This is a genomic window from Flavobacterium sp. C3NV (assembly GCF_046825355.2).
GTDB lineage: Bacteria > Bacteroidota > Bacteroidia > Flavobacteriales > Flavobacteriaceae > Flavobacterium.
In genome coordinates this window covers 26,824-50,298 of sequence record NZ_JBKQBJ020000008.1, presented here as the reverse complement: position 1 = coordinate 50,298, position 23,475 = coordinate 26,824, and the positions used below count along the sequence as shown (strand labels likewise).

The 23,475-nt window shown below is 34.9% G+C and carries 26 protein-coding genes; 12 read left to right on the top strand and 14 right to left on the bottom strand.

The window, feature by feature from the left end:
- Positions 1-94: 94 nt before the first annotated feature.
- Positions 95-1,411, bottom strand: a complete 1,317-nt coding sequence (gene ahcY / locus ACIDC4_RS13135) for an adenosylhomocysteinase (RefSeq protein WP_065448069.1) — start codon at positions 1,409-1,411, stop codon at positions 95-97.
- A gap of 304 nt (positions 1,412-1,715) precedes the next feature.
- Between ahcY and ACIDC4_RS13130 the strand changes: the two genes are divergently transcribed.
- Positions 1,716-2,366: a 4'-phosphopantetheinyl transferase family protein gene (locus ACIDC4_RS13130; protein WP_412043180.1), complete on the top strand. Its 651-nt coding sequence runs from the start codon at positions 1,716-1,718 to the stop codon at positions 2,364-2,366.
- Positions 2,367-2,627: 261 nt separating this feature from the next.
- On the opposite strand, the gene ACIDC4_RS13125 is transcribed toward ACIDC4_RS13130, so the two are convergent.
- The 3 genes from ACIDC4_RS13125 to ACIDC4_RS13115 form a co-directional block, all read right to left on the bottom strand.
- Positions 2,628-3,044 carry a group III truncated hemoglobin gene (locus ACIDC4_RS13125; RefSeq protein WP_412043181.1) on the bottom strand — a complete coding sequence of 139 codons (417 nt, stop codon included), beginning with the start codon at positions 3,042-3,044 and terminating at the stop codon, positions 2,628-2,630.
- On the bottom strand, positions 3,041-3,328 hold the full coding sequence (locus ACIDC4_RS13120; protein ID WP_065448066.1) for a hypothetical protein: 288 nt from the start codon (positions 3,326-3,328) through the stop codon (positions 3,041-3,043). The genes ACIDC4_RS13125 and ACIDC4_RS13120 overlap by 4 nt, the downstream gene beginning before the upstream one ends.
- A gap of 80 nt (positions 3,329-3,408) precedes the next feature.
- The gene (locus ACIDC4_RS13115) at positions 3,409-4,005 is read right to left on the bottom strand and encodes a Crp/Fnr family transcriptional regulator (protein ID WP_412043182.1); all 597 of its coding nucleotides are present in this window, start codon (positions 4,003-4,005) and stop codon (positions 3,409-3,411) included.
- A gap of 82 nt (positions 4,006-4,087) precedes the next feature.
- Between ACIDC4_RS13115 and ACIDC4_RS13110 the strand changes: the two genes are divergently transcribed.
- The 5 genes from ACIDC4_RS13110 to ACIDC4_RS13090 all read left to right on the top strand — a co-directional run bounded on the left by ACIDC4_RS13110 (position 4,088) and on the right by ACIDC4_RS13090 (position 10,456).
- On the top strand, positions 4,088-4,816 hold the full coding sequence (locus tag ACIDC4_RS13110; protein ID WP_412043183.1) for a phosphoglycerol geranylgeranyltransferase: 729 nt from the start codon (positions 4,088-4,090) through the stop codon (positions 4,814-4,816).
- Positions 4,817-4,844: 28 nt separating this feature from the next.
- Complete coding sequence (gene pnuC, locus ACIDC4_RS13105) at positions 4,845-5,468, top strand: nicotinamide riboside transporter PnuC (protein WP_412043184.1); 624 nt, start codon at positions 4,845-4,847, stop codon at positions 5,466-5,468.
- Positions 5,429-7,543: a DUF4301 family protein gene (locus ACIDC4_RS13100; RefSeq protein WP_412043185.1), complete on the top strand. Its 2,115-nt coding sequence runs from the start codon at positions 5,429-5,431 to the stop codon at positions 7,541-7,543. Before pnuC ends, ACIDC4_RS13100 begins: the two co-directional genes overlap by 40 nt.
- The gene (gene arfB, locus ACIDC4_RS13095) at positions 7,543-7,947 is read left to right on the top strand and encodes an alternative ribosome rescue aminoacyl-tRNA hydrolase ArfB (protein WP_412043186.1); all 405 of its coding nucleotides are present in this window, start codon (positions 7,543-7,545) and stop codon (positions 7,945-7,947) included. Before ACIDC4_RS13100 ends, arfB begins: the two co-directional genes overlap by 1 nt.
- Before the next feature lie 319 nt (positions 7,948-8,266).
- Entirely contained in the window at positions 8,267-10,456 is a 2,190-nt protein-coding gene (locus tag ACIDC4_RS13090) for a TonB-dependent receptor (protein WP_412043187.1), read from the top strand.
- 53 nt (positions 10,457-10,509) lie between these two features.
- Here ACIDC4_RS13090 and ACIDC4_RS13085 read toward each other — a convergent pair whose 3' ends face one another.
- Positions 10,510-10,923 (bottom strand): Rieske (2Fe-2S) protein, encoded by a 414-nt coding sequence (locus tag ACIDC4_RS13085; RefSeq protein ID WP_412043188.1) that lies wholly within the window; start codon positions 10,921-10,923, stop codon positions 10,510-10,512.
- 155 nt (positions 10,924-11,078) lie between these two features.
- Here ACIDC4_RS13085 and greA point away from each other — a divergent pair, with 155 nt between their 5' ends.
- Positions 11,079-11,555, top strand: a complete 477-nt coding sequence (gene greA / locus ACIDC4_RS13080; RefSeq protein ID WP_065448058.1) for a transcription elongation factor GreA — start codon at positions 11,079-11,081, stop codon at positions 11,553-11,555.
- A 73-nt stretch (positions 11,556-11,628) separates the two neighbouring features.
- On the top strand, positions 11,629-12,018 hold the full coding sequence (locus ACIDC4_RS13075) for an HIT family protein (RefSeq protein WP_078006218.1): 390 nt from the start codon (positions 11,629-11,631) through the stop codon (positions 12,016-12,018).
- 167 nt (positions 12,019-12,185) lie between these two features.
- Here the strand turns inward: ACIDC4_RS13075 and ACIDC4_RS13070 are convergent, their stop codons facing one another.
- Complete coding sequence (locus ACIDC4_RS13070) at positions 12,186-13,334, bottom strand: sensor histidine kinase (RefSeq protein ID WP_412043189.1); 1,149 nt, start codon at positions 13,332-13,334, stop codon at positions 12,186-12,188.
- A 161-nt stretch (positions 13,335-13,495) separates the two neighbouring features.
- Here ACIDC4_RS13070 and ACIDC4_RS13065 point away from each other — a divergent pair, with 161 nt between their 5' ends.
- The 4 genes from ACIDC4_RS13065 to ACIDC4_RS13050 all read left to right on the top strand — a co-directional run bounded on the left by ACIDC4_RS13065 (position 13,496) and on the right by ACIDC4_RS13050 (position 16,366).
- On the top strand, positions 13,496-14,371 hold the full coding sequence (locus ACIDC4_RS13065) for a flavin reductase family protein (protein WP_412043190.1): 876 nt from the start codon (positions 13,496-13,498) through the stop codon (positions 14,369-14,371).
- A 29-nt stretch (positions 14,372-14,400) separates the two neighbouring features.
- On the top strand, positions 14,401-14,772 hold the full coding sequence (locus ACIDC4_RS13060; protein ID WP_121322382.1) for a DUF3127 domain-containing protein: 372 nt from the start codon (positions 14,401-14,403) through the stop codon (positions 14,770-14,772).
- 158 nt (positions 14,773-14,930) lie between these two features.
- Entirely contained in the window at positions 14,931-15,572 is a 642-nt protein-coding gene (gene aat / locus ACIDC4_RS13055; protein WP_412043191.1) for a leucyl/phenylalanyl-tRNA--protein transferase, read from the top strand.
- Positions 15,572-16,366, top strand: a complete 795-nt coding sequence (locus ACIDC4_RS13050; RefSeq protein WP_412043192.1) for an MOSC domain-containing protein — start codon at positions 15,572-15,574, stop codon at positions 16,364-16,366. The genes aat and ACIDC4_RS13050 overlap by 1 nt, the downstream gene beginning before the upstream one ends.
- On the opposite strand, the gene ACIDC4_RS13045 is transcribed toward ACIDC4_RS13050, so the two are convergent.
- The 8 genes from ACIDC4_RS13045 to thiS form a co-directional block, all read right to left on the bottom strand.
- Entirely contained in the window at positions 16,363-17,073 is a 711-nt protein-coding gene (locus tag ACIDC4_RS13045; RefSeq protein ID WP_412043193.1) for a HesA/MoeB/ThiF family protein, read from the bottom strand. The two genes, ACIDC4_RS13050 and ACIDC4_RS13045, sit on opposite strands and share 4 nt — an antisense overlap.
- A 71-nt stretch (positions 17,074-17,144) precedes the next feature.
- Positions 17,145-18,257, bottom strand: a complete 1,113-nt coding sequence (thiH, locus tag ACIDC4_RS13040; protein ID WP_412043194.1) for a 2-iminoacetate synthase ThiH — start codon at positions 18,255-18,257, stop codon at positions 17,145-17,147.
- A gap of 142 nt (positions 18,258-18,399) precedes the next feature.
- Positions 18,400-19,176, bottom strand: a complete 777-nt coding sequence (locus ACIDC4_RS13035; protein ID WP_412043195.1) for a thiazole synthase — start codon at positions 19,174-19,176, stop codon at positions 18,400-18,402.
- The gene (locus tag ACIDC4_RS13030) at positions 19,157-19,795 is read right to left on the bottom strand and encodes a thiamine phosphate synthase (protein ID WP_412043196.1); all 639 of its coding nucleotides are present in this window, start codon (positions 19,793-19,795) and stop codon (positions 19,157-19,159) included. Before ACIDC4_RS13030 ends, ACIDC4_RS13035 begins: the two co-directional genes overlap by 20 nt.
- Positions 19,788-20,540 (bottom strand): hydroxymethylpyrimidine/phosphomethylpyrimidine kinase, encoded by a 753-nt coding sequence (locus tag ACIDC4_RS13025; RefSeq protein WP_412043197.1) that lies wholly within the window; start codon positions 20,538-20,540, stop codon positions 19,788-19,790. The genes ACIDC4_RS13030 and ACIDC4_RS13025 overlap by 8 nt, the downstream gene beginning before the upstream one ends.
- The gene (locus ACIDC4_RS13020) at positions 20,507-21,097 is read right to left on the bottom strand and encodes a thiamine phosphate synthase (protein ID WP_412043198.1); all 591 of its coding nucleotides are present in this window, start codon (positions 21,095-21,097) and stop codon (positions 20,507-20,509) included. Before ACIDC4_RS13020 ends, ACIDC4_RS13025 begins: the two co-directional genes overlap by 34 nt.
- Positions 21,098-21,127: 30 nt before the next feature.
- A complete protein-coding gene (gene thiC, locus ACIDC4_RS13015; RefSeq protein ID WP_412043199.1) occupies positions 21,128-22,951 on the bottom strand; it encodes a phosphomethylpyrimidine synthase ThiC in 1,824 nt (607 codons plus the stop codon).
- Positions 22,952-23,198: 247 nt separating this feature from the next.
- A complete protein-coding gene (gene thiS / locus ACIDC4_RS13010) occupies positions 23,199-23,405 on the bottom strand; it encodes a sulfur carrier protein ThiS (RefSeq protein ID WP_072954420.1) in 207 nt (68 codons plus the stop codon).
- Positions 23,406-23,475 lie beyond the last annotated feature (70 nt).

The window sequence follows — 23,475 nt, the reverse complement described above, 5'->3', positions numbered from 1 at the left end:
TACAATAATACAAAAACCCTCACATTTCTGCAAGGGTTCTATATTCAGTTAATTTTAAAAATCTAAGATCAACAATCTTAAATCTAAAATTAATCTAGTATCTGTAGTACTCTGGTTTGAATGGACCTTCAACCGGAACACCAATATAAGCAGCCTGATCGTCACGTAAAGTTTCCAATTCAACTCCTAATTTAGCAAGGTGCAAAGCAGCAACTTTTTCATCTAAATGTTTTGGTAACATATAAACGTCATTGTTGTAAGCAGCACTGTTTTTCCATAATTCGATTTGTGCCAAAGTTTGGTTGGTGAATGAGTTACTCATTACAAAACTTGGGTGACCTGTAGCACAACCAAGGTTTACTAAACGACCTTCAGCAAGAATGATGATATCTTTTCCAGCGATAGTATATTTGTCAACCTGAGGTTTGATTTCGATTTTAGATGCACCGTGGTTTTTGTTCAACCAAGCCATATCAATTTCGTTATCAAAGTGACCAATGTTACAAACAACAGTTTTGTCTTTCATTTGCTCGAAGTGCTCTCCAAGAACGATATCTTTATTTCCTGTAGTTGTAATGATGATATCAGCAGTAGCAATTACAGTGTTTAATTTTTTAACTTCATAACCGTCCATTGCAGCTTGTAAAGCACAAATTGGATCAATTTCAGTAACAGTTACAATAGATCCTGCACCTCTAAAAGAAGCAGCAGTTCCTTTTCCAACATCACCGTATCCACAAACGATTACTCTTTTCCCGGCTAACATTAAGTCAGTTGCACGACGTACAGCATCTACAGCAGATTCTTTACAACCGTATTTGTTATCAAATTTAGATTTAGTAACAGAGTCATTAATGTTGATTGCAGGCATTGGTAAAGTTCCGGCTTTTACTCTTTCGTAAAGTCTGTGAACTCCAGTTGTAGTTTCTTCAGACAATCCTTTGATTCCAGGAACCAATTCAGGGAAACGATCAATAACCATGTTAGTTAAATCTCCACCATCATCAAGGATCATGTTCAATGGTTTTCTGTCTTCACCAAAGAATAAAGTTTGCTCAATACACCAGTCAAATGATTGCTCATCAAGACCTTTCCATGCATAAACCTGAATTCCTGCAGCAGCAATAGCAGCAGCAGCCTGATCCTGAGTAGAGAAAATGTTACAAGAAGACCAAGTAACCTCTGCACCAAGAGCAATTAAAGTTTCGATTAAAACTGCAGTCTGGATCGTCATGTGTAAACATCCAGCGATACGAGCACCTGCAAGAGGTTGTTCGTCTTTATATTCAGCGCGAAGTGCCATTAAACCTGGCATTTCAGCTTCAGCCAATTCAATTTCTTTTCTTCCCCAAGCCGCTAGAGAGATGTCTTTTACTTTGAAAGCCACAAAAGGCGTAGTTGTAGTACTCATTTATAGTATATTTGTATATTGTAAAATTTTTGCAAATTTACGGAATAGGTTTTTAATTCTACCTACTTTCTATAAGATTTGTGAAATGTTTAATTCCTTAATCTTTAGAATATTAGTTTGCGAATCTTTTTTAACCATATAAGTGATATAAGTTCATTTAAAAAAGATTCTTAACTATGCAGTTTTGCTGCGAATTGCTTAAATTTACTAATACATTTTTTTAATCTCAAAGTTATATTTTCTTATATAACTTATATGGTTTAAAAGACGCAAGCCATAATTAATAATTTACAATTAAAAAAGAATGCCTTTATTTCAAACCATACAATTCAACGAAACTACCAAAATCTTAATTTGGCACATAACAGAATCTTTTGAGGAGTTATTGAGCAAGGTAGTCTTAAAAGAAAAAACGCAGCAAAGACTCAACGGAATGAAGTCGCAAATGCACCAGCGTGCTTTTTTGAGCGTTCGTATGCTAATACAGGAAATGGGTTTTACAGATCATGAAATGCATTACGACGAATTTGGAAAACCTTATTTTAATTGTCACAATCATATTTCAATTACACATTCGCACGATTTTGCAGCCATTATCATCAGCGACGAAACCGTAGGAATCGACATGGAATTGCAACGCGAAAAAATTCTTCGCATTGCCGATAAATTTGTAGATACAGAAACCAGTTATTTAAACACTCAAAACACACCCGATTATATAAAAGAACTCACCGTAATCTGGGGAGCAAAAGAAGCCATCTTTAAAATCAGAAACGAAAAAGGAATCAGTTTTAAAGATCATATCAGGGTAAATGCTTTTTCATTAAACAAAAATCTAACAGATGCCAGTTTGCATTTTAATGATCTCGTTGTAGATTTTGATGTGCATTATAAAGAGATCAAGTCAAGTACTTCAGGACAGGATTTTACTTTGGTGTATGCGTTTGAGAAATAAAATTTCACTAAATTCCAATTTAAAAAAAACCAAATTCCAATCCTCGCGATAATCTTGTCATTTCGACGCAAGGAGAAATATCCGCAAGAAACTTCGCGAAGAATGTCAGGTTTAAAACTTTGACAAAGATAGCTTACGCCAAACTCGACAGGTTTTAAAAATCTGTCGGGTTTATATGGACGTTACACTTTGTCTATATAGCAAATGAGATTGCTTTCGCCCCGGCGAACACGTCGTTCCTCGCAAGGACAAAAAATGCGTTTAATTTAAATGCTCTAAAGAAGCTTCACTCATCTTCTTACGATGCTCAAACATACTCATAAACAAAAAAGTACTCATTTTTCTGGCACGTCGTTTTAGTGTATCGGCATTTTCTCCTTCAAAATGTTCGTCTATGGTTTGAAACCAGTGATTCAGCCAGATTCCAAAAACCTCTGCCGTTATATTGCTTTCAAAATGAGCATCAACTTCGTTGTGCACCGCATGCGGATTGCCTTTGTATTTTTTTACGGCAAACAGATTCGTTTCCCAAAAATCAGTCAGTTTTTCCAGATGCGAATCCCAATCTTTAATCATCGTATTAAAATAAAAGCCGATCTCTTCATCGGCTCTTATTTTAGCATAAAACTGATGTACTAAAAATGAGATATCAGCTCTGTTTTCTATTGGTTTTCTCATAGAATAAAATTGTTCAGGATGATCAATAACACACTTAAAATAGCACTTGTAATAATAAAGTTAAAAACTACTTTGTGTTTCATTTGTGCAAGTATAGAAGTATTGGCTAATATACAAGCCAGAACAATAATAGCCAATTGTATCATTTGACCAATAGAAGTTCCGTGAGAAAGAATATACATCGCTGCAGCTGCGCCTAAACAGCTTTGACCAATTACAGCCATTGCTGCAGAACCCATATAATTTTTATTGAAATTTTCGAATGTTGTTTGATATAGTGTCATGATATTTGTTTTTAGAGTAACAAAGGTACAGGCACTTCAGTTCTTGTTTTTATGATTAAAATCATAAAAAAAGAACTTTTTTATCGGTATACTTTTCTGTTTATAATCTTTAAAACGCCCTTTTTTTCAAGAGCTTTAATGGTTCTAATTACGGTTTCGACACGCAAACCGGTCAAGTCTCCTATTTGTTGTCGGGTAAAATTGATGAGGTAACCGTTTTCGTCTTTTTTGAAATTGAAATAAGCGATTCCGTGATCGATTAATTTAAGGACACGGTGCTCTGGTTCCTGCGTAGACATTTCTGCCGCCATAACCGATTTATAATACAAGCGTTGTGCTAAATTCTCGATGATTTTAATACTTACGATTGCGTTTTCTTCCAGCAATTTTATAAAACTGTTTTTAGGCAACAAAAGAATTTCTGCATCTTCGACAGCAATTGCATTGGCAGGATAATTTTGGTTTAAAAATAAAGGCGGTTCTCCAAAAGACTGACCTTTATAAAAAATACCCTGAATAAATTCGCGGCCATCATCATTGTAATTGCTCATTTTTACCTCACCGGAAATGATCTGATAATAATGCGTAGGGAGATGACCATCTTCAAAAATAATTTCGTTTTTATCGAAAGATTTTTTCAGGGCGCCATATTTTTCCAACAGATCAATTGCAATCATAATTACGTTTTAGCTATAACACAAATATAATTCATTCAAAATAGTTCTTCTACATTAAAAAACTTTTACTTTTACGCCCGTTATGAGACAAAAAATACCCAATATACGCCAGCAAATTCTGGAAGCTAAAAGTAACGGACAAAAATTACTCGCTATACTTTTAGATCCTGATAAAATTGTTTGGGAAAATTTAGATCATTTGCTGCTTAAAATCAATCAATCGCCTGCAACGCATATTTTTGTGGGAGGAAGTATTGTAGAATCTACAATTTTAGAAGATTTAATTGCAGCATTAAAACAAAAAACAAAGCTGCCTGTTGTCATATTTCCGGGTAATCCGTCGCAAATTTCGCCTCAGGCCGATGCTATTTTGTTCTTGTCTTTATTGTCTGGAAGAAACCCGGATTATTTGATAGAATATCAGGTTCAGGCCGCGCCAATACTTAAAAAAACAAATCTCGAAGTTATTGCTACGGGTTATATTTTGATCGAAAGCGGCAATGAAACGGCCGTTGCACGAGTGAGTAAAACAAAACCATTAAACAGAGAAAATTTTGATCTGGTTCTGGCCACTGCACAAGCAGGAGAAATGCTGGGCAATCAATTAATCTATCTCGAGGCAGGAAGCGGAGCAAAGCAGCCCGTTCCGCTGGAAATGATACAGTTAATTGCTCAAAACATTAATATTCCTATTATTGTTGGAGGAGGAATTGTAGATTTGCACGGAATTCAAAATGCCTATAAGGCCGGTGCAGACTTGGTAGTTATAGGAACGGCTTTCGAAAACGACAGCCATTTTTTTGAATCATAATTAAGAACCACCAAAAACAACCCGCCCAATGATAGATTTTTTTCTTGAAAGTTACAAAAACGCTCCGCTTTGGCATATTGTTCTGGAATTTTTGGTTTTTGTTTGTGGTATTTTGAGTGTTTGGTTTGCGAAGAAAGAAAATATCTGGGTATATCCAACTGGTTTAGTCGCTACGGTGATTTCAGTGTATTTATTGTACGTAGCAGGTTATATTGGCGATATGATTATTAATGGGTATTTCTCTATAATGAGTATTTACGGTTGGTACGTTTGGGGAAAAGGCGGAACCACAGAAGATAATTTGCCTATTACGAGAACAAATATTAATGAAAAAATAATTGGAGTTATACTGTTTTTTGTAACTGTTTTTGTAGTTTTCGGAATTTATAAATATTTCGATTATGAAATTCATAAAGACAATTATGTCGACATGATTTCGTCTGGAATATTTTTTGCAGGAATGTGGTACATGGCCAGGAAAAAGATCGAAAACTGGACACTTTGGATCATTGGCGACATTATTGTAGTGCCTCTTTATGCCTATCGCGGTTTAGGGATGTTGTCGCTACAATATTTAATTTTTACAATTTTGGCTATTTCAGCTTATTTAGAATGGAGAAAAATCTTAGACAGCAAAAAACAGCTATCATAAAAATTGCCTTATTTGGTCCTGAAAGTACGGGCAAAACTACATTGGCAAAACAACTTGCAGAATATTACGAAACCGAATGGGTTCCCGAATTTGCACGTGATTATTTGCAGGAAAAATGGGAAGAAAACCAACACATTTGTGTGGCCGATGATATGTTGCCTATTGCATACGGACAAGTTGCATTAGAAAATAAAAAATTGGCCTCCGCCAAAAAGTATTTGTTTTCTGACACTAATTTGATGGTGACCAAAGTTTTTTCTGAAATGTATTATGGTTTTTGTGATCCGCTTTTAAACGAAGCTGCATTAGAACATGAATACGATTTGTTTTTTCTTACCGATATTGACGTTCCTTGGGAAAAAGACGATATTAGAGATACTCCTGACGGAAGGGAATCGGTATTTTCGGTTTTTAAACAAACCCTGATTGATACTAAAAAGCCTTTTATAACACTTTCCGGTAATAAAGAAAGCCGTTTGGCAAAAGCAACTTCAATTATAGATAATTTATCTCTTGCAAAACAGCATGGTTTTTCATCAGCAGATTTTGTTCAGATATACAATCACGGAATTCCTTTTGATAAAATTCTGAAGCAACTTGAAATTTTTAAAAACGGAATTTTAAAAAGCAACTTAATAAGTCCTGCAACAATCAATAACGGAATTTTAAGTTTATCCGAAACTGAATTCGAAGAAAAAGCGAATTTTTTTGATCTTCAAAAAGAAAAATTAAAACTAAAAAAGTTTGTTCCGGCTTCGGGTGCGGCAAGCAGAATGTTTAAATTTTTAACTGCTTTTCTGAATGATTTCGACATTAAAAAAGAAACAATAAACGCTTACATCAATAGAAAAAAAGACAGTGATTTGTCTATTTTTATTGTCGCAATGGATAAGTTTCCGTTTTTTAAAGCTTTAGACGAAAAGCTTAAAGAGATTTATCCTGATTTTGAAACATTAGACAGGGATTATAAAAATTATTACTTCGTAAAAACATTACTTTCTCCTGAATATTTTGATTTTGCAAACAAGCCAAAAGCAGTTTTGCCATTTCATCAATACAAAGCACATATAGCCAACCCGATAGAAGAACATTTGAATGAGTGTGTGCATTATGCAACTTCAAATCAGGTTTCTAATTTACATTTTACAGTGTCTGAAATTCATCAGACTTTATTCGAAAATGAAGTTGAGGTACTAAAAGAAAAAGTAGAACAAGATTCGAAAGTTAAAATTGATATTGGTTATTCGTACCAAAACAAAAGCACCGATTCTATTTGTGTAGATGCAAAAAATATTCCTGTTCGGGACAAAGAAAACAATTTGGTTTTTAGACCAGGCGGACATGGAGCGTTGATTGAAAACTTAAAAGAGCTCGATTCGGATATTATTTTCATCAAAAACATTGATAATGTAATTCAAAATCATATCGATAAAATTGCATTGTATAAAAAGGCTTTAGCGGGTGTTTTAATAAAAGTGCAGCAAAAAGTTTTCGGTTATTTAGATGCAATTGAAAAGCAGGAAATAAAAGAAGAAAACATCGAAGAAATTGTTGCTTTTTTAATGCAGAAACTCAATATTGAGTTAAGTAATGATTTTAATAAATTCACTTTCGAAAATAAAATCAATAAAATAAAAGAATTATTAAACAGGCCAATTCGTGTTTGCGGAATGGTAAAAAATGAAGGAGAACCTGGTGGCGGACCATTTTGGGTAAGAAATGATAAAGGCGCTGTTTCGTTGCAGATTGTAGAAACATCGCAAGTAGATTTGGCAAATAAAAAACAAACTGAAATTCTTGCCGAAGCAACTCATTTTAATCCGGTTGATCTGGTTTGCGGAATCAAAAATTATAAAAATGAAAAGTTTGATCTGCTGCAATTTGTAGATCAGAAAGCAGGTTTTATAGTCGAGAAAAGTGTAGACGGAAAAACAGTCAAAAGCTACGAATTACCGGGATTATGGAATGGTGCAATGGCCAATTGGTTAACTATTTTTGTAGCAGTTCCCCTGATTACTTTTAATCCGGTGAAAACAGTAAACGATTTATTAAAAGCAGCACATCAGCCACAATAATGGATATCGAAAAAATCATATCAGAGTTAAGTTTTAAAGCGGTCAAAAGTAGTGGTGCCGGCGGACAAAATGTAAATAAAGTATCTTCGAAAGTAGTACTGACTTTTGATTTGAATGCTTCTCAGGCTTTATCTGAAGAAGAAAAATTACTTTTGCTAACCAATATTTCATCCCGATTAACCACAGAAAATATCCTGATTTTAAACTGTGATGAAGACAGAAGCCAGATTAAAAACAAAGATATTGTCATAAAACGCTTTCTGGAAATTATCAAAAAAGGATTGTTTGTACCTAAAATTCGTAAAGCAACCAAGATCCCAAAATCGGTAATTAAAAAGAGAATCAAAGACAAAAAGAATATTTCTGAGAGAAAGCAATCAAGAAGAAAGCCAGATTTAGATTAAATTCCAATTTATAAATTCCAAATTCCAACTGAAGCTTAAGTTGGAATTTGGAATTTATTTTTTGCAGTTTTAAAATTGAAGATTTGTAATTTTTGGAATTTGGAATTTAATTTTTGGAATTTGTTTTTTAACACTACATTTGCACTGTCTCAAAGGGGTGCTCTAAATAACGAGCTGAGATCATACCCAACGAACCTGAGCGAGTAATGTCGCTAAGGGAAATAAACGACAATTTTAGCGTGCACACTATATTTTGTCGTGAAACATTTATTAATTTTAACAAAGAATAATTCCCCCTTTTATTCGTAATTCTTTACGAATGAAAACATTTTTTTTAGGTACTAACGTACTAAGTGGCAAAGGTTCTAAGGTTCAAAAAATGAGCAGAACCAAATCTATTTTCTTTACTCTATTCTCTTTACTCTATTCTCTTTCTTCTATTTCACAAGAACAAGATTCAACCAAAGTCAATAAGCTTGACGATGTGTTAGTTTCGGCGGTTCGTGTTACGACAAAAACTCCGGTTACATTTAGTAATATGGATAAAAAGGAAATTAAATTTAGAAACTTAGGACAGGATATTCCAGTTTTAATGAACTATTTGCCATCTGTTGTTACTACTTCTGATGCAGGAGGAGGAATAGGATATACCGGAATCAGAGTCCGCGGAAGCGATGCTACAAGAGTAAACGTAACCATCAACGGAATTCCGTATAATGATTCTGAAAGTCAGGGAACTTTCTGGGTAAATATGCCTGATTTTGCTTCGTCTGTAGAAAGTTTACAGTTGCAGCGTGGTGTAGGAACTTCTACAAATGGTTCAGGAGCTTTTGGTGCGAGTTTAAACATGCTTACAGATAGTTATGCTTCAAAACCAACCGGAGAAATTTCGAGTTCTTACGGAAGTTTCAATTCAAATAAAAACACGGTAAAATTCAGCACAGGTTTATTAAACGATCATTTTGAATTGGCCGGACGTTTGTCTACCATTAAATCTGATGGTTATGTAGATCGTGCCAGTTCTGATCTTAAATCCTATTTTCTGCAAGGAACTTACGTAGGAAAAACAACTTTAATTAAAGCATTAGTTTTTGGTGGAACCGAAAAAACCTACCAATCCTGGAACGGAATTGATGCTGAAACATTAAATTCAGATCGAACTTATAATTCTGCAGGGAAATATAAAGATGAAGCAGGAAATGTTCATTTCTACGACAATGAGACCGATAATTACAAGCAAAACCATTATCAATTGCATTGGAGTGAATCATGGTCTGATAAATGGAGCAGCAACTTCGCTCTTCATTATACTAAAGGACAAGGATTTTATGAAAATTATAAATACAATGAACCAGTAGAAGGATACGGACCAATTCAGCCTACAAAAATGGTTGAAAATGATTTAGGAGAATTAGTTCCCGGAACAGATTTAATTCGTCAGAAATGGCTAGATAATGATTTTTACGGAACAACTTTTTCTGTAAAATACAAAGAAGACAAACTGGATGTTATTCTTGGCGGAGGCTGGAACAAATATGAAGGCGATCATTACGGAAAAGTAATCTGGGCAAGAAATTCTGATCTGTCAGAATTAGGCGATCATTATTACGATGATTATTCAACAAAAACAGATGGAAATATCTTTGCAAAAGCCAACTATCAGTTTACTGAAAAATTGAGTTTCTACGGAGATTTACAATATAGAAGAGTTCAGTATAAAGCAAATTCAAAAGAAACAGGAATAGTCGATGATACTTTCAATTTCTTCAATCCAAAAGCGGGATTAAATTATGAAATCAATCAAAATAATACACTTTACTTTTCGTACGCACGCGCTAATCGTGAACCCAACAGAACCGATTATGAAGGCGGAAATGTAAAACCTGAAAAATTAAATGATTTTGAATTAGGATGGAGATTCAATTCAGAGAAATTCCAATTGAATTCTAATTTCTACTATATGGGTTACAAAGATCAATTGATCTTAACCGGAAGATTAGATGATGTTGGAGCTCCAATTCGTGCCAATACTGAAAAAAGTTATCGTTTAGGGTTTGAAGTAGATGCGACAATAAAGCTTTCGGAGAAATTCCTTCTTAGACCTAATTTCACTTTAAGCAGCAATAAAAATGTTGATTTAGCTGTTGAAGGGCAATACTACGGAACAACAGATATCGCTTATTCGCCAAATGTTATTGCCGGAAATATTATTGTGTACAGCCCAATCGAGAGTTTACACATTTCATTATTGCAAAAATTTGTTGGAGAGCAATACATGAACAATATCGAATTGCCCGAAGCGAAGCTGGCAGACTATTTTGTAAACGATTTGAATGTATCTTACGAGATAAAACCAAAATCAGTTTTCAAATCGATTATGATTACCGGTTTAGTAAACAATATTCTGGATAAAAAATATGTTTCAAACGGAGCCATGTGGGATATATACCCATACTATTATCCGCAGGCGGGGATTAATTTCCTGGCCGGACTGACATTGAAATTCTAATAAGCCTAAAAATAAAAAAGCCTGAAAGTTTAAATTTTCAGGCTTTTTTTATATTAATTATAAACGTGAATTACGCTTCCGCTTACTTCAACTCGATATTGTTTTAATGGATATTCTTTTCCTCCAAGTCCGGTATATAAACTGTACTCTGTTTTATCGCAGGAACAAACGGCATAAATACCATTAATTGTCATAGCAATGCATGAAGTCACAGCTTGATTAGGACAAGCGGCGTCAAATGCATTATAGCCACTTCCGGTATTAAAAATAATAATCCCTTTTGCTCCGTAATTAGGAACGATAACTCCATTACTAGGAAATTTAAGATTAGAGTAAGCCGGTAAATTCATATCAACTGTCAGGTTAACAGGATAACTTGGTATGTTTGGGTTTTTGTTACTTACGCCATTATCACTGCAAGAAATAAGTACAGAAACAAATACGATTAATAGCCAGAATTTTTTCATTATTTTAATAAGAATTAGTGAAACAAAAATAATTTATTTAGATTTGATTTTTATATGATTAACATATAATTATGTACTATAAAAAATAATAGTATATTTGTAATACAAAATCCCGTCCCGATGGGATTTTTTGTATTTATATAAACGACGAAGTTATGAGTAAAGTATCTTATTATACAGCAGAAGGATTAAAAAAATTAAAAGATGAGTTGGAGCATTTAAAAAGTGTAATGCGTCCAAAGGCATCTCAAGATATAGCAGAAGCAAGAGACAAAGGTGATTTATCTGAAAACGCCGAATATGATGCCGCAAAAGAAGCACAAGGTTTACTTGAAATGAGAATTTCTAAACTGGAAGAAGTGTATTCGAACGCAAGATTAATAGATGAATCTCAATTGGATGTTTCAAAAGCATTGGTACTTTCTAATGTAAAAATTAAGAACCAAGGCAACGGAATGGAAATGAAATATACGCTTGTTGCAGAAAGTGAAGCCGATTTAAAAACAGGAAAAATCTCTGTAACATCTCCTATTGGGAAAGGTTTACTAGGGAAATCGGTTGGAGAAGTAGCTGAAATCACAGTGCCAAACGGAGTTTTGAAATTTGAAATTCTTGAAATTACAAGAGACTAAATTATAATGTTTAATTGGTTAATCGTTTATTTGTTTAACCGATTTAACGATTCAATAAATAAACAAGTAAAGAATGTCATCAATATTTACCAAAATAGTAAACGGAGAAATTCCTGCATATAAAATTGCTGAAGACGATAATTATTTGGCTTTTTTAGATGTAAATCCAAATGCAAAAGGGCATACGCTTTGTATTCCGAAACAAGAAATCGATAAGATTTTTGATATGGATGATGAGTTGTATTTAGGTCTAATGAAGTTTTCTAAGAAAATTGCAATCGCTTTAGAGAAAACCGTTCCCTGCAAAAGAGTAGGAATGGCTGTTGTAGGATTAGAAGTTCCTCATGCGCACGTTCATTTGATTCCATTAAACCATATGGATGAAATGCGTTTTCATGATAAAGTTTCGCTTTCTAAAGAAGAATTTGAAGCTTTGGCTAAAAGTATTCAGGCGAATTTGTAGTTTAATGATAATTGTTATAACGGATGTCAGGCTGAGCGAAGTCGTATGTCAGGCTGAGCGAAGTCGAAGCCCAGTCCTGATTGAACATAAAGGGTTTCGACTTCGCTCAACCTCACAAAACGTTCAGAAATAAAAAAAATATTAAAAGTGTAGTAAAGTAAAATTTGCTACACTTTTTTATTTAAAGAAATCTGAAATGTAGTTCCTTTTCCAATTTCAGAATGTAAGACTTTTATTTTTCCGCTATGATATTCTTCAACGATTCTTTTGGTAAGGGAAAGCCCCAGTCCCCAACCACGTTTTTTTGTAGTAAAACCTGGCTCGAAGATGGTTTTAAATTGATTTTTAGCAATCCCGGTTCCAGAATCTTTTACGTTTATTTTTACATGATGCGCATCTTGTTCAATTCGAAGATCTAAACTTCCTTTTCCTTTCATGGCATCAATGGCATTTTTGACTAAATTTTCAATCGTCCAGCTGTGCAGCGTTGGATTTATCATTACCAAAACAGGATCTTTTGGACCATTGTAAGAGAAAGTAACTTGTTTAGAAAAACGTGACTGCAAGTATTTGTAAGTATGTAGTGTTTCTGCAATAATATCGTGTTTTTCTAAAACAGGAACCGATCCAATTTTAGAAAAACGATCTGTAATAGTTTGCAGCCTCTCGATGTCTTTTTCTATTTCTGTAGTTATCGACTGATCGATATCTTCTGTTTTTAATATTTCGACCCAGCCAATTAATGAAGACAATGGTGTCCCGATTTGATGTGCGGTTTCCTTTGCCATTCCGGCCCAAAGTTTATTTTGCGTGGCCATCTTATTACTTCTGTAAAAGTTATAAATCAGTGCGCCAAATAAAAAGATGATCAGCAATAAAGCAACAGGATAATATTTGAGTTTATTAAGTAATGCAGAGTTTCCGTAATATACCTCCTGATGTTTTCCGGGAGCATATTCAATAATTATAGGTTCATTTTCGCTTTTTAAGTTCTTTAAATACGACATTGATTTCTTTTTGTCAGCAAGAACTTCTTCAGGAACATTTACAGAACTGATCACTTTGTTATACATCGTAAGCATAACAGGAACCGATGTATTGTTGTTTAAAATATTAAGAGGTAAATCAAGATCGGTATTTTCATCAGCATTTACCAGTGTTTTTTGTGCATTGGCCCAAAGATTCATCTTTAATCTTTCTTCATTTTTAAAAATTTGGAAAAATGTATAAGTGTTCCAAAGAATCAAAGAAATGATTAAAAAGGAAATGAAAATAATAATCCAACGAGTTGTATTTCTTCTTTCAGAAAAAGACATAAATTATTTTTTGAGGTATAAATATAACGAAATAAACACATTTAATATTTTATAAACGGCTAAAGATTTTTTGTTTTTAAGTCTAAAATGATTTCTTTGACAAAAACGATTTCTCTACTTTTGCAGTAACCGAAATGAGATTTGGTCAAAAAGAAAATTCTATGATTAGCATCGATCCTAAAGAAATTACCACAGCAAAATTGCACGGCTATCTGCAAAGCGCTGTCGGGCCAAGACCAATTGCATTTGCGAGTACAATTAGTGCAAAAGGAATCCCTAATTTGTCGCCATTTAGTTTCTTTAATGTGTTCAGTGCCAATCCGCCAATTTTGGTTTTTTCGCCGGCACGCCGTGTACGCGATAATACTGTAAAACACACGTTGATCAATGCAGAAGCAACTCGCGAAGTTGTGATAAATGTTGTCAATTATGATATGGTACAGCAAACCTCATTGGCAAGTACAGAATATGCTGAAGGTGTAAACGAATTTCTCAAAGCCGGACTAACACAAATTCCGTCAGATTTGGTAAAACCTTATCGTGTAAAAGAGTCGCCGGTGCAGTTTGAGTGCAAAGTCATGCAGATTATTCCGTTAGGAGATGAGGGCGGAGCAGGGAATTTGGTTCTTTGCGAAGTGGTAAAAATGCATATTCATGAATCTGTTTTAGATGAAAACGGAGCCATCGATCAGCATAAAATTGATCTGGTTTCAAGATTGGGAAGTAACTGGTATTCAAGATCGAATGAAGGACTTTTTGAAGTGCCAAAACCTCTTACAACATTAGGGGTTGGTGTAGATGTAATCCCTGATTACATCAGGAAAAGCAGGGTTTTTAACGGAAATGATTTAGGAAAATTAGGTAATATAGAAGCCTTGCCTACAACGGAAGAAGTTAGTATATTTGTGAAAGAAAACTTTTCGGTGAAAGGCGTATTAAGTTCCGATGATCAGGAAAAGATACATTTAGAAGCCAAAAAATATTTGAATAATGATGATATTTCATCGGCATGGAAAGTGCTTTTAGCAAAAAAATAGAAAAGAAACAATAATTAATATAGAAGAAGATGGAAGTTACAGGAAAAGTAAAAGTGGTGAACCCAGAGCAACAAGTTAGTGCTGCATTCAAAAAAAGAGAGTTGGTTGTTACCACAGATGAGCAGTATCCACAGCATATTTTGATCGAATTTACACAAGATAAATGCGATTTATTAAGTAGCTACAAACAAGGAGAGGCAGTAAAAGTTTCTATCAATTTAAGAGGAAGAGAATGGGTTAATCCACAAGGAGAAACCAGATATTTCAATAGTATTCAAGGTTGGAGAATCGAAAGATTAGCACCAGAAGGTCCTGGACAAACTCCGGCAATGCCAGCTGCAGAAGCTTTTGCTCCGGCAACAAACTTAAACGAAGACGAACCAGACGATTTACCTTTCTAAGCGTTTAAAATTCAAAAAATAAATTCCAAATTCCAATTCATAAAATATGCAATTGGAGTTTGGAATTTTGTTTTTGTACGCTTTTTAGTGCACATTAATCGTGCAGGCCTAATCAGCACTTGGAATTTGGAATTTAAAAAATTGGAATTTTTAAAAACATGTATTACGTATTCAACGATTTATTTTTCCCTCCCGTTTCAGAAGCCGATGAAGAAGGCATTCTGGCCATTGGCGGTGACTTAGATCCGGAACGATTAAAGTTAGCTTACAAAAGCGGAATTTTCCCTTGGTTTAATGAAGGAGATCCAATTCTTTGGTGGTCGCCGGATCCTAGAATGGTTTTGTTTTTGGATGAGTTGATTGTGTCTAAAAGTATGCGGAATATTTTGAATAGAAACCAGTTTAAAGTTACGTTGAATCAGAACTTTAAAGAGGTTATTTCGAATTGCCAGAACATAAAGCGCGATGGTCAAAACGGAACATGGATTTCAAACGAAATGATCGATGCCTATTGTAAACTGAATGAACAGGGAATTGCAAAATCTGTTGAGGTTTGGCAGGATGAGGTTTTGGTTGGCGGTTTGTACGGAATCGATTTGGGACATGTTTTTTGTGGAGAAAGTATGTTTTCGAAAGTATCAAATGCTTCCAAAGTCGCTTTTATTACTTTGGTAAATTATTTAAAAAAGGAGAATTACAAACTTTTAGATTGTCAGGTTTACAATCCGCATTTAGAGAGTTTAGGTTGTCGCGAAATCGATCGTGAAGAATTTATGTCTATTATAGAAAATAAAGAATAATGAGTGCAGTTTATAATGTAAAAGAAATTTATGTCTACCCGATAAAAAGTTTGGCAGGAATTAGTTGCCAACAAGCTTTAGCAGAAGAAATGGGATTCGAAAACGATCGCAGATGGATGTTGATTGATGCAGATAATCAAATGATAACGCAAAGAGAACATCGCATTATGAGTCAGTTTTATCCACAGATTTCAGATGGAAAAATCAGTATTACTTTTCAGGATCAAAAGCATGAATTTTCTATTGATGAACATTTAGATAATTCGATAGAAGTGAATGTTTGGGACGACAAAAGCGAAGTTATAGAAGTGAATGCATCAACTTCAAAATGGTTTAGCGAACATTTAGGTTTTGAATGTAAACTGGTTAAAATCATTAAAAATGGAGATCGCAAACATGAAAGTTCAAAATTAAAAGAAACTTTCAATGTAAGTCTTGCTGATGGTTATCCGTATTTAATGATAGGAAGTCAAAGCTTGGATTTTCTAAATGAAAAATTAACAGATAAAATTACTGTTTTAAGATTTCGCCCTAATATCGTAATAAGTACAGAAACTCCTCATGAAGAGGATGATTTCACCACTTTTAAAATTGGTGATGTAGATTTTAAAAATATAAAAACATGCGAAAGATGTATTATGGTGAATAATGATCCTGAAAATGGTAAATTAAAAAAAGAACCTCTCAAAACCTTAAGTAAATATCGAGTAGTAAACAATTCTGTTTTATTCGGGACCAATGTTGTGAGTTTAAATTCAGGAATTATTACTGTCGGAGATGAAATTGTGTTCTAGAAATTCAGTTTTGTAAAGTTCCAATTGATTGTATTAAAAAGTACTAACTCATTTTTTAAAGTAGGTAATTCCAGAATTAATTTTAAGGTTTCGTGCGCCATCATAGTTCCAATAATTCCCGGAAGAGTGCCCAAAACACCATTCAAATTGCAATTCGCAACATCTTTTGGATCCGGCATTTCAGGAAATAAATCGCGTAAATTTTTACTTCCGTTGTGATTGAAAACTGCGATCTGGCCTTCGAATTTTAGAATACTTCCGTAAACCAATGGTTTTTGTAAAGCAACACAAGTGTCATTTACCAGATAACGCGTTGCAAAATTGTCCGAACCATCTACAACAATATCATAGTGCTGAATTATTTTTTCAGCATTTTCAGCAGTTAGTTTTTCTCTAATTGCAATTACTTCGATCAGCGGATTTAGTTTTGAAATTACATCTTTTGCAACAAGCGCTTTTTCTTGTCCAATCTCATTTTCAGTATATAAAATCTGACGATGCAAATTGTGAATTTCGATACTGTCAAAATCCATAATTCCGATACAGCCAACTCCTGCAGTCGAAATATATTGCAAAATAGGGCACCCTAAACCTCCTGCACCAATAACTAATACCTTTGCTTTTTTTAGTTTTTCCTGACCTTCATCACCAATTTCGGGTAATATAGTTTGTCTGTTATAACGAAGGAATTCTTGTATAATACTCATTTGGGGATTTTAGATTTTAGATTGTTGATTTTAGATTTTTGGAATTTGGAATTTAAAATTTGGAATTTCTTTTACCCATAACATTTATCCCAATCTTTCCAAACGGGTTCGTAACCTGATTTTGTTATGACTTGCGCGATTTCTTTAGCTGACCTTTCATCGCTAATTTCAAATTGTTCTAAAGATTGCGGATCAACGACATAACCTCCGGGATTTGTTTTAGAACCTGCACTCATACTTGTAACGCCAATTGGGATAATGTTGTTTCTGAATTTCTCGTTTTCGCGGGTCGAAATTGAGATTTCCAGATCTTCATTCCACAAACGATAGGCACAAATCAATTGGGTTAAATCTTTATCGTCCATAATAAAATTGGGTTCGATAATACCTTCGGCAGGACGTAATCTTGGGAAAGAAACGGAATATTTAGTTTGCCAATATTTTTTTTGGAGATAATCCAGATGTAAAGCATTAAAGAAACTGTCTGTTCGCCAATCTTCTAACCCCAATAAAACGCCTAAACCTATTTTATGAATTCCTGCAGTTCCTATTCTGTCAGGCGTTTCGAGTCTATAGTCAAAATTTGATTTTTTACCTTTGGTATGGTATTTTTTGTAAACTTCCTGATGATACGTTTCCTGATACACTAAAACGGAATACACGCCAGCTTCGTGCAAACGCTCATAATCTTCAGTAGAAAGTGGCTGAACTTCAACCGAAATAATCGAAAACTCCTTTCGTATTAACGCAATGGCATTCAGGAAATAATTAATATTTACGGTATAATTTGCTTCTCCGGTTACCAATAAAACATGATCGAAACCAATATTTTTTAGTGCTTCGACTTCAAGTTTTATTTCAGCATCAGAAAGCGTTTTTCGTTTGATTTTATTGTCTAAACTAAAGCCGCAATAAGTGCAAATGTTCTGACATTCGTTGCTGAGATAAAGCGGCGCATACATTTGGATGGTTTTGCCAAAACGTTTTTTGGTGATTTCATGGCATTCCTGTGCCATTTGCTCCAGATAATTTTGGGCAACGGGAGAAATTAGAACCAAAAAGTCATCGAGATTGCGTTTGGTTTTTGCCAAAGCTCGTTCTACATCCTGAGAAGTTGTTTTGTATATTTTAGATTGAATGGTATCCCAATTATATTGCTCAAATATTGCTTTAAATGTTTTCATTTGGATTGTGGTGTTTTACCGCAAAGAGCGCTAAGGTTTACGCAAAGTTCGCTAAGCTTTGGGTTTCTTTATTTTTGACTAAGAGTTCGCAAAGCTTAGCGAACTTTGCGTAAAAACCTTGCGAACTTTGCGGTTAAGTACGTTAGTCATATAAAAATGATGTCAAAGGACTAGAAGCCACAGCATAATTCTGCTGATGAGCAATTTTAGCCTCAAAAGCCTTTCTGCCTGCAATAACCGCTTCCTTAAAAGCTTCAGCCATTAATTTCGGATTTCCGGCTACTGCAATTGCAGTATTAACCAAAACAGCATCGGCACCAATTTCCATTGCTTTTGCAGCGTCAGAAGGTGCGCCAATTCCGGCATCTACGATTACGGGTACATTGCTTTGTTCGATTATAATTTCCAGAAAATCTATTGTTTTAAGACCTTTGTTACTGCCAATTGGTGAACCCAAAGGCATTACAGCGGTTGTTCCTGCGTTTTCTAAATGTTTGCATAAAACAGGATCAGCATGTATGTAAGGCAAAACGAAGAAACCAAGTTTAGCCAATTCTTCAGTTGCTTTTAAAGTCTCGATGGGATCCGGCATTAAGTATTTTGGATCGGGATGAATCTCTAGTTTTAGCCAGTTTGTTTCTAAAGCTTCTCTGGCTAATTGTGCAGCAAAAACAGCTTCTTTTGCATTTCTTGCGCCTGATGTATTGGGTAATAAATGAATATTTGGGTGTTGTAAATGCGATAAAATAGCATCGGTTTCTGTTTCTAAATCGATGCGTTTTAGGGCAACAGTCACCAACTCACTTCCTGAGGCTAAAATCGCTTCTTCCATTTCAAGGTTAGAACCAAATTTTCCGGTTCCTAAAAATAGGCGGGAGGTTAGGGTTTTGTCTCCAATTTTAAACAATGACGTTTGCATATAACTTTTCGTTTAGTTGTTGAATTAATTTCTTTTTTTGATCACTGCTTGTGATCATTCCTGAAACGGCAATTCCGTGAATTCCAGTTTCTATTAATTGGGTTACATCATCTAATGTGATTCCTCCAATAGCATAAACAGGAGTTTTGAGATGGCTGTTTTTCATCTTTTCAATAATAGCAACATATCCTGATAAACCTAAAACAGGGCTCAGTTTCTCTTTTGTTTTAGTAAATCTAAATGGACCAAGACCAATATAATCACAGCTGTTTTTTACGTGATTTTCAATGTCTTCAAAAGTATTTGCTGTTCCTCCGATAATTTTGGTAGTGCCTAATATGGCTCTGGCTTCGGCAATATTCATATCGGTTAAACCTAAATGAACTCCGTCAGCGGCAATTTGCTGAGCGAGATAGAGATTGTCGTTTACAATAAAATTGGCGAGATATTCTTCGCATAAAAATTTTACTGCTTCTGCTAAAGCAAAAGTATCTTTGGTTGTTTGATTTTTAAATCGCATTTGTACCCAATCGCAGCCAGCATCTAATGCCTGATGAATATTGTACAATTGTTCTTCGATTGTATTTCCTTGTGAGATGTATTGTAATTTGTTATACATAATGATATCCGATTAAAGTTGTGTTTGAACTCAGGAATTTTTCTATGTAGGTTTTCGCATTTTTACAAGCTTCTGTTAGCGTTTGATCTAAAGCCAGATTTGAGGCGATGGCAGAGGATAACACACAGCCGGAACCATGTTTTTCGAAGCATTCTTTATTAGACGGAAGTAAATCGATAATTTCATCTTTTAGAAATAATCGATCGGTTCCAATTTCAATAGGATTGTGCCCGCCTTTTAATAAAACAGAAGTTGGAATTTCATTTTTAAGCAAAATTTGATTCGAAATAAAACCCGGAAATAAGATTTCAGCTTCATTATAGTTGGGCGTAATCAAATCAATTTTGGATAGCATTTTATTCAACTCCAGTTGGTTTTCAATTGTGATGAAGTTGAAATCTGTAGTCGATTTTAAAACGGGATCCCAAACAATTTGTGTAGTTGGTGATACTGCTTTTATAACTGAAAGAATTTGGTTTAAATAATCTAACGAAGGAACAATCCCAATTTTTACTGATTGAATATTATACCTTTTAAACAATGTTTCAATTGATCGAATAACAAAACTCAAATCTGTCCATTCAATTTCAAAAAACTCATTTTCAGTCTGTATGGTATTCGCCGTTGTAATGGCAAATCCGGTCACCTGATGTTGCTCAAATGTTTTGATATCGGCCAAAACACCTGCGCCACCAATAGGGTCAAAACCTGCTATACTAAGTGCGATTGGGCGATTTGTTGACATAATTTGAATTGTTTTATTGGATTTTCGTTATTCCAGATGGTTCCTAAAAGCGCTACATCATCAAAACCGTTTTCTAATGTTTCTTTCATGTTTTTAGCATCAATTCCGCCTAAAGCGATCACTTTTATTTTGTGATTTGTTCTTCGTTTTAAAGCTTCGAAAAGATTAGTTTTTGGATGATAATTTTCTTTAGAAATACTTGTAAAAACAGGACTTAAAAAAGCATAATCAAAATCATTTTCTAAGGAATTGAAATCTTCCATAGAATGTGTTGATGTTGACAATATCTTTTGATCCTGACAAATTGAAAAAATACTTTTTCTGTCTTTTTCTGAAAAATGAATTCTGTTAATGCCAAAATCTTCTGCTAATTCATGATGATTGTGCAAAGCCAATTTAGAGCGGAATTCCAATCTTATCTGATGAATAAATTGCGCCATTTCAAGCTCAGAAAAATCAGGTTTCCGAATATGAAGCAAAGACAATCCTTCTTCAAATAAAGATTCAATAATGTTGATTTCATTTGCAATCGAAGAAGGATTTGTAATTACAATCATATCTTTTTTCTTTACTCTTTGTTCTATTCTCTAGATATAAATCTCTTTCCCTTGCTCAATAAACTCTTCTGATTTTTCCTGCATACCTTTCTCAGCTGCAGCGACATCACGAATTTCCTGAGATATTTTCATGGAGCAGAATTTTGGTCCGCACATCGAGCAGAAATGAGCGACTTTTGCGCCATCTGCCGGAAGGGTTTCGTCGTGAAATTCTCGTGCTGTATCGGGATCTAGAGAAAGATTGAATTGATCTTCCCAACGGAATTCAAAGCGTGCTTTGCTTAAAGCGTTATCACGGTATTGTGCTCCCGGATGACCTTTGGCTAAATCAGCTGCATGAGCGGATATTTTATAAGTTATCACGCCATCTTTTACGTCTTTTTTGTTGGGTAAACCAAGATGCTCTTTTGGTGTAACATAACACAGCATCGCGCAACCGTACCAACCAATCATAGCGGCTCCAATGGCCGATGTAATATGATCGTAACCTGGTGCAATATCAGTGGTTAAAGGTCCTAAAGTATAAAATGGGGCTTCATGGCAATGTTCTAATTGTTTGTCCATGTTTTCTTTAATCATATGCATTGGTACGTGACCAGGGCCTTCGATGAAAACTTGTACATCATGTTTCCAGGCAATTTTGGTTAGTTCGCCAAGCGTTTCTAATTCGGCAAATTGTGCAGCGTCGTTGGCATCAGCAATAGATCCGGGACGTAAACCATCTCCAAGAGAAAAAGCAACATCATATTGTTTCATGATTTCGCAGATTTCCTCGAAGTGGGTATATAAAAAGTTTTCTTTATGATGAAATAAACACCATTTTGCCATAATCGATCCGCCACGAGAAACGATTCCGGTAACACGATCAGCTGTTAAATGAATGTAACGCAATAAAACTCCTGCATGAATCGTAAAGTATGAAACACCTTGTTCTGCCTGTTCTATTAAAGTATCGCGGAAAACTTCCCAAGTTAAATCTTCGGCGATTCCTTTTACTTTTTCTAAGGCCTGATAAATAGGAACTGTTCCGATAGGAACCGGAGAATTACGAATAATCCATTCTCTGGTTTCATGGATATTTTTTCCGGTTGATAAATCCATAATGGTGTCAGCGCCCCAACGACAAGCCCAGACTGCTTTTTCTACTTCTTCTTCAATGCTTGATGTTACGGCGCTGTTCCCGATATTGGCGTTTATTTTTACTAAAAAATTACGCCCCACAATCATGGGTTCGCTTTCGGGATGGTTGATATTGTTGGGTATTATGGCTCTCCCGCAGGCTACTTCGCTACGAACGAATTCGGGAGTAATTTTACTTTTTGGTGTGTTGGCTCCAAAACTATGTCCACTGTGCTGGCATTTCATAGCTTTGGTTTGCTCGTTCAAAAGTTCGATGCGCTGGTTTTCGCGAATCGCAATGTATTCCATTTCCGGAGTTAAAATTCCTTGTTTGGCGTAATATAGTTGCGTAACGTTTGCGCCTTTTTTAGCACGTTTTGGCTGGTGTAAATATTCGAAACGAAGGTGATTTAAACTTTCGTCTTTTAATCTGGTTTGTCCGTAATCTGATGTGATTTCGTTTAGGATTTCGACATCATTTCGGTTTAAAATCCATTCTTCTCTTAATCTTGGTAATCCTTTACGAATGTCAATTTCGATATTAGGATCTGTGTACGGACCTGAAGTGTCGTAAATTGTTACAGGTGGATTTTTTTCGATTCCGCCATTAGAAAGTTTGGTATCGCTAAGGATTACTTCGCGCATGGCTACTTCTATGGGATGAATTTCGCCTTTTACATATACTTTTTTGGAGTTTGGAAAAGGGGTTCTGGAGATTTGTTCTTCTGTAGTCATAAGGAAAGAGGTTATGAGTTATAAGTTATGAGTTATTGTAGGGGTGCACAGCAGTGCGTCTACGTCTGATATGAAATTGGAATTTGGAATTTATTCTTTCTGCCAGGGATAGAAGTGGAAAGCCCGTAAAGGAGTAAACCGTAAAAAATAAGGATTAGGAAAGCGACCAGCGGAAGCTTTGCTAAGACTATATTTTTTTGGTTGACGACTGCGGACTTGCAACGGATAGCCCGTTTAGGCAGCCTTATTATCCTCCTTGTGTTGCTGAAATAATTAAAATTTCGTCGGTTTCGTGTACGAGATGTTGGTTCCAGTTTATTTTTGGAACAACGGTATTGTTGATGGCAACGGCGATTCCGTTTTGTTTGTGGGGAATTTCGAGATCGAGCAATGATTGAACGCTTAGCGATTCAGCATTGAATTGTTTGATTTGTTGGTTGATTTTTAGTTCCATTCCTTCAGAATTTAGAGTTTTTTGATGATACACAATAGTGCGTCTTTACTCTAGGAATGGCTACAATTGC